This window comes from uncultured Campylobacter sp. (genome assembly GCF_938045465.1).
In the GTDB taxonomy this organism is placed as follows: domain Bacteria; phylum Campylobacterota; class Campylobacteria; order Campylobacterales; family Campylobacteraceae; genus Campylobacter_B.
Genome location: NZ_CALIBF010000171.1, coordinates 1 through 6,015, shown reverse-complemented (window position 1 = coordinate 6,015; position 6,015 = coordinate 1). Strand labels below are relative to the sequence as shown.

The window sequence follows — 6,015 nt, the reverse complement described above, 5'->3', positions numbered from 1 at the left end:
AAAATTCTAAAATTCTAAAATTCTAAAATTCTAAAATTCTAAAATTCTAAAATTTCGTCCGCGAAAACCCGCGCAAATTCCGCAATCTATAACATCATCGAAAATATTATGCCGAATATAATTAGCGGGATATTAAAGAAAATAAAAGTCGGCACGCAGGTATCCCACATATGGCTATGCTCGCCGTCGATATTCAGCCCCACAGTAGGTCCGAGCGTGCTGTCGCTCGCAGGAGAGCCCGCATCGCCGATACCAGCGGCCACGCCGATGATAAAGATCGTCGCCGCAGTGCTAAAGCCAAGCTGTGTGGCTAGCGGACAGTATATCGTAGCGATGATAGGGATCGTGCCGAAGCTCGAGCCGATACCCATCGTCACGAGTAACCCGATGCCGATCATCAGCAGCGCACCGCCTAGCTTGCCGCCGCTTAAAGTGCTCGCTACGTGCACCAGCTCGTTCACGCCGCCGGTTTCTTTTAAGATCGTGCCGTATCCTGCGGCGATCAGCATCAAAAACGCGATGTAGCCCATCATATGCACGCCCTCGTCAAATACGTTATCGAGCTTCTTCCACTCGATACCTTTGCTCGCAAGCATCACTAAAATTCCGCTAAGCGCGGCAAACGGAAGCGATTTGATCCAAATTTGCACCGCGAAGCACACCGCGATGCCCGCTAGCGCGCCCCATTCGCGCATACCCATCTTAAGCTCGCTAAAATGCGCATCCAAGCTCTGTTTGGTTTCGGCGTAGTTTCTCGGCTTGCGGTAGTAGATCACGGCCAGGATGAGGCCCACGAGCATCGGCACGGCGCTTAGCCACATCACGCTTGATATGTCGCCAAGGCTTACCGCGATGCCGTTTGCGTTCATATTTTTTTCGATTAGCCCCATAAATATAAGTCCGAATCCCAGCGGCAGCGCCATATACGGCGTCTGCAAGCCGAACGTCAGCGCGCACGCTACGGCGCGGCGATCGATCTTTAGCGAGTTCATTATCTTGACTAACGGCGGGATCAAAATCGGGATAAAGGCGATATGCACGGGGATTAAATTTTGTGAAAAGCACGCAAAAAAGGCGATCGAAAAGATAAAGACGTATTTTTTGTCGCTGATTAAATTTGCCACCGCGCGCACCAAGATCGCCGTTAAGTTCGTCTTTGAGATCGCGCTTGCGATGACGCCTAGCAGCAGATATGAGAGCGCAGTTTCTAAATTTCCGCCCATGCCGAGGCTGCCGGCGTTTTCGGGGTTGCCGTTTATGAATAAATTTATGGCATCTCCCAGCGGGATCTTGCTTGAGAGCACGGCGCATATCGTGCCGATTAGGATCGCGAGCATTACGTTGCACCTCAGCAAGCATAGCGCGCACATCACACAGATACTGATAAATACGGGATTGGTAAGCATCTTTTGCCTTTTTTGGAATTTTTGCAATTATATAGAATTTAGGGCTAAATTTTGCTAAAATCGCGCAAAAAATCGGCTAGGACAGCGATGAAATATTTTTATTCCTCTTTTGTAGTAAGCCTAATTGCGCTTGCTATCGCGTTTTATATCGGCGGCGCGGGTGCCGCTTATATCTGCGCGCTTTTGTGCGCACTTGAAATCAGCCTTAGCTTCGACAACGCCGTAGTCAATGCCAAGGTGCTAAAAGATATGGCGCCGGTGTGGCAGAGCAGATTTATCCTCTGGGGCATTCCGATCGCGGTTTTTGGCATGAGGTTTTTATTCCCCGTACTAATCGTTGCCGCAAGCGCGCATCTTGGTATTTGGGAAACCCTCGTGCTGGCGCTTAAGCAGCCGCATCGCTACCATGAAATTTTAAGCGAGAACGAAGCGCAAATTTACGTCTTCGGCGGCGCGTTTTTGTTGATGGTCTTTTGCGATTTTTTCTTCGATGCGCAGCGCGAGCTACACTGGCTGGACATAATCGAAAATAACGGGCTCGTGCGATTTTTAAAGCGCATTCCAAACGCGCCCACGCTGATCGCTCTAGCCGCGGGGCTCGTGCTGCTTGCTAAAACGGGCTCGGCTACGCTCGGCGCGGCGTATTTCGGCGCGATCTTACTCTATCTACTCATCTCCTGCTTCGACCGCCTTTTCGGCACGGACGGCGTAAAAAACGGCCTTGCGGGCTTTTTATACTTAGAGACCCTGGACGCGAGCTTTAGCTTCGACGGCGTGATCGGCGCGTTTGCGCTAAGCGATAATATCTTCATCATCATGCTGGGCCTCGGTGCGGGCGCGATGTTCGTTCGCTCCATCACGCTGTATCTCATCACCCGCGGCACGCTGTCGCACTTCGCGTATCTGGAGCACGGCGCGCACTACGCCATCGCGTGTTTGGCGTTTATAATGTTTGCCAAGCTGAAATTTGAAGTAAGCGAGATCATAACCGGCACCGTGGGGATTTTATTCATCGCGCTATCGCTCCTTTCGTCGGTGCTTTACAACCGCCGCAACAAGCGCAAACTAATCGAAACGATCGCGGGAAATAACGAGTGAAATTTCATAGCGAGCTTTGCGGTGCGCGGGACAAATTTTAAAATTTCAAGCTACCGCCGCAAGCGATAAATTTTACCCGCTTGCGCCGCGTTAAATTTCAAAAGACGCCAAATTCTAAAAAGCGCTAAATTTAAAGACGCGGGCGATGAGATTAAAATTTTACGAAAAGCGTTAAATTTTAAACCGCGAGATGGCGTTTTAAAATTCAAATCAGCGATCGCGCGAGCTCAAGCCTTTATCGCGCAATCTCTGCAGCTCTTCGCCGCCGAGTGGCACGCTATTTGCGGACTCGCCGCTCTCGCTTGCGCCGCCAAAAAGCTCCTCATTCAAACGCAGCTCGTCAATGATACCAAGAAGCTGCAAAACTTCAGCCTTTATCCGCTCGGCATCTTTTAGCGTAGTGCGCGGCGAAAACAGCGCAGCTTCGAAGCGGTTTTTCGCGCCGTTTAAAAATAGATAAAATTTTCCGTCCATAAACGCCGCGCTAAGAGCGATCTTGGGCGCAAGCTTAAGCTTCAAAGCCCCGAGACGCTCCATAAAGCTAGGCGTCAAAAGATACCGCGCCTCGATCTTATCGCTTGCGAACACGCGAAATTCCTCGCCGAAAATCACGTCGTCCATCAGCTCCTGATCGCCTAAAAATTTTGTGCCTGGCGAGCGGTCCGCGATGATGGTCCGCCCCTTAAATTTCTTATAAAACTCGCACACCAAAATCGAGCCGCTAAAGGCCTGCACGTATTCGCCGAGCCTCCAAGCGTTCCAAAGCGCGATCGCCGACAGCAAAAAAGTTGCGGAAAGATCGCTTTTAGCCCTTTGAGATAGCCTTACAAGCTCCATAGACTCGCGCGTTTCATAGATTTTTATCGCTTCGCTTAGGCTAAATTTCACCCCTTTATACACGCCGTCTATCTGATCCTCGGCTACGAATTCATTGTTTGGATAGATGCCCGTTTTGCGGATTTCTTCTTCGTCTATGCCGCTTTGCGGCTCGTATCTAAAGGCGGGATCGATATCTGAAATAATAGCGCGGATGAAGGCGTCTTTATAAAAGGCGTTGTACTCCCACTTAGCGATGGAATCATCATAAATCCCCCATACGCAGCTTACCGCAATTATCGGGATCATCGCGGACATCAACACGGCGGAGGAGTATTCGTTTTGGATCAAGCCGTGGATAAACCAGCCGACGGAAAAAACCGCGATGCATAGCAATAAAATCAGCGGTTTTAGAAATTTTATCTTGCACTGCTGCTGCTTTTTTGCCAGCTCCTCTATCGCTCTGTCAATATCCAAATTTAACTCCAAATTTGATTTGCCGAAATTTTACCCCTTATTTTACGCTAAATTTTATTAAAATTTCATCCGTTAAGCGGGTTTAAGATTTTTTATGCTATTTTTGCGACCTATTTTGATCAAAAGGCGAGAGATGATAAATTTACCGAAAAATTGCGTGGTTTTTACCTACCCGAAAATGGGCGACAGCGGCAAATTTTTGCCCGCAGAGTTGCGCGGCGCGGCGGGGCTCACGGGCTGCACGCTTCAGTGCAAGGCCTACGAGAGCGCGTTTGCGCAGATAAAAGCCCTCGGCTTCGAGCTTATCGCCGTAGGCAGCATGGGCGAGACGGGCACGAGCGAGTTTAAGCGCGCTACGGGCGCCTCGTTTGAGTTCATAAACGACGAAAAATTCGAGCTTGAAGCGCCGCTACGGCTCGAAACCTTCACTACCGGCGACGGGAAGAAATTTTACCACCGCCAAACCCTGATTTTTAAAGACGGCAAGGAGATAAAGCGCTTTAGTCGCATCGCCAAACCCGAGCAGGACGCGCAAAACGTACTTGGGGCGCTAAAAAGCCTGTGATCGATCGCTTTGGCGGCGTGCTTTAAATTTCGCACTTCAAACACGCTGCGACACAAAGCTAAAATTTAGAGCAGAGGCGCATTTTCATTAAATTCAGCATTTTTAATTAAAATGGCGCTAAATTTAACGGAGGCGGGTATGAAAAAATTTCTATTTTTGGCGCTATTTTGCGCCCTTGCGGCAAACTGCGGCGAGAGTGCGCGAGCGGATAAAATTTCTGCGGCGGGCAAAACAACGAGTATCGGCGAGACTGCTACGCAAAACGCGCACTTTATAAAGAGCGGCGAAGCAAGCGCCGGCTCGCAAAGCAGCGCCGATGCGGTCATCCAAACGGACGGAATTTCGCGGGCAGATCTGCAAAGCTGCATCGTAAAAAGCGACGAAGGCTCCTGCGAGCGTGTCACGCGTGGTCTGAAAAGCGGCTGCGAACGAAAAGATCAGCTGTCGTGCTTTTTCTACGCAGATGCGCTAGGGCGCGGCTTGGGCGTAGAGAAGGACGTCGTGGCGTCGTTTGAGCTTTTTCGCGAGCAGTGCGATGCCGGCAGCAGCGAGGCGTGCTACGAGCTGTCGGTCAAATATCTCCAAGGAATCGGCACCCCTCAGAGCTTCGAGCTCTCGGGGCAAGCGCTAGACAGGGCGTGCAAAATGCACAACAAGCGCGCCTGCGCGGTGCTCGATCTGCTGCCGAAAAATTAGCGCGACAGAGGCGATAAAATTACGAGCTTCGATCGCAAATAAGGCGCGTGAGCCTTTTAAATTTTAGCGGGCTGTGCGAGTGCGACACGCGATGAAGCAGTAAATCGGAGCGCGCGAGCGGATAAACGAAAAAGGAGCAAAGATGAAAGCTTTAAAGCTTGCGCTGGCGGCGGCGCTGGCGCTTAGTTTGGCAAGCACGGGCAGCGAAGCCAAAGAGTTTAAATTTAGCGGCGCAAAAACCGGCACGCTTTTAGCAAAATGCAGCAAAAAGGACGCCACCGCATGCTACGAAGCGGCGATGAGATATGAGCTGGGCGGTCGCGGCGTCGTGCGAAACCGCTTCAAAGCGCAGGGCTTTTTCGCAGACGCGTGTGAGCTCGCAACCCTCGCCGAGCGGAAGCAGGCAGGCAAAACGGGCAGCGCAGGCGGACGCGCGATGAGCGATCTGCGCGAGCGAGCCTGCCTAGGCAATGCCGCGGCGCTGGAGAGCTTCGCGAGCGGGCAGTGCCGCAGCCTCGTGATATACGACGAGCTTTGCGAGGGCGGCTCGCAGGAGGCGTGCGACAATTTGGCGCGGATGAAGCGCGAAGGCTGGGCACCTAAGGAGAGCTGCAGCGAGAAGATAGTCGCAAAATTCGGCGACGGCAAGCCGTAGAGATGAAATTTTGCCCTATTTTGCGGCGATAGAATTTTAAAATTTTGCGAGTATAAAATTTGCCGAAATTTTACGCATTTCAGCAAAGCTGCCCCTTTAAAGCGCGAAGTAAAAATTTCGAATCGTCCGCTTCCCGCACGGCGGCAAAATTTTAATTAATATAGATTTTTCAAAATACCGATACGAACGAGAAAAGACATACACCGCGAACAATAAATTTCAAAACATGGATTTAACCGATTTAAATGACGCCAGCTATAAAGCGCGAGATAAAATTTAAATTTAACGATTTTTTAAGGGGG

Annotated in this window: 6 protein-coding genes; 4 read left to right on the top strand and 2 right to left on the bottom strand. The window is 50.6% G+C overall.

From position 1 onward, the window contains the following. Positions 1-86 precede the first annotated feature (86 nt). On the bottom strand, positions 87-1,406 hold the full coding sequence (locus Q0413_RS08330; protein WP_298988507.1) for a Na+/H+ antiporter NhaC family protein: 1,320 nt from the start codon (positions 1,404-1,406) through the stop codon (positions 87-89). A gap of 87 nt (positions 1,407-1,493) precedes the next feature. Between Q0413_RS08330 and Q0413_RS08325 the strand changes: the two genes are divergently transcribed. Next, positions 1,494-2,504 (top strand): DUF475 domain-containing protein, encoded by a 1,011-nt coding sequence (locus tag Q0413_RS08325; RefSeq protein WP_298988506.1) that lies wholly within the window; start codon positions 1,494-1,496, stop codon positions 2,502-2,504. 210 nt (positions 2,505-2,714) lie between these two features. Here Q0413_RS08325 and Q0413_RS08320 read toward each other — a convergent pair whose 3' ends face one another. Then, positions 2,715-3,797, bottom strand: a complete 1,083-nt coding sequence (locus Q0413_RS08320; RefSeq protein WP_298988505.1) for a DUF3137 domain-containing protein — start codon at positions 3,795-3,797, stop codon at positions 2,715-2,717. 133 nt (positions 3,798-3,930) lie between these two features. On the opposite strand from Q0413_RS08320, the gene Q0413_RS08315 reads away from it, so the two are divergent. The 3 genes from Q0413_RS08315 to Q0413_RS08305 all read left to right on the top strand — a co-directional run bounded on the left by Q0413_RS08315 (position 3,931) and on the right by Q0413_RS08305 (position 5,713). After that, positions 3,931-4,362 (top strand): redoxin, encoded by a 432-nt coding sequence (locus tag Q0413_RS08315; protein WP_298988504.1) that lies wholly within the window; start codon positions 3,931-3,933, stop codon positions 4,360-4,362. Between the two features lie 138 nt (positions 4,363-4,500). Next, positions 4,501-5,058, top strand: coding sequence for a sel1 repeat family protein (locus Q0413_RS08310; protein WP_298988503.1), 558 nt, complete (start codon positions 4,501-4,503; stop codon positions 5,056-5,058). A 142-nt stretch (positions 5,059-5,200) separates the two neighbouring features. Then, a complete protein-coding gene (locus Q0413_RS08305; RefSeq protein ID WP_298988502.1) occupies positions 5,201-5,713 on the top strand; it encodes a hypothetical protein in 513 nt (170 codons plus the stop codon). Positions 5,714-6,015: the final 302 nt, after the last annotated feature.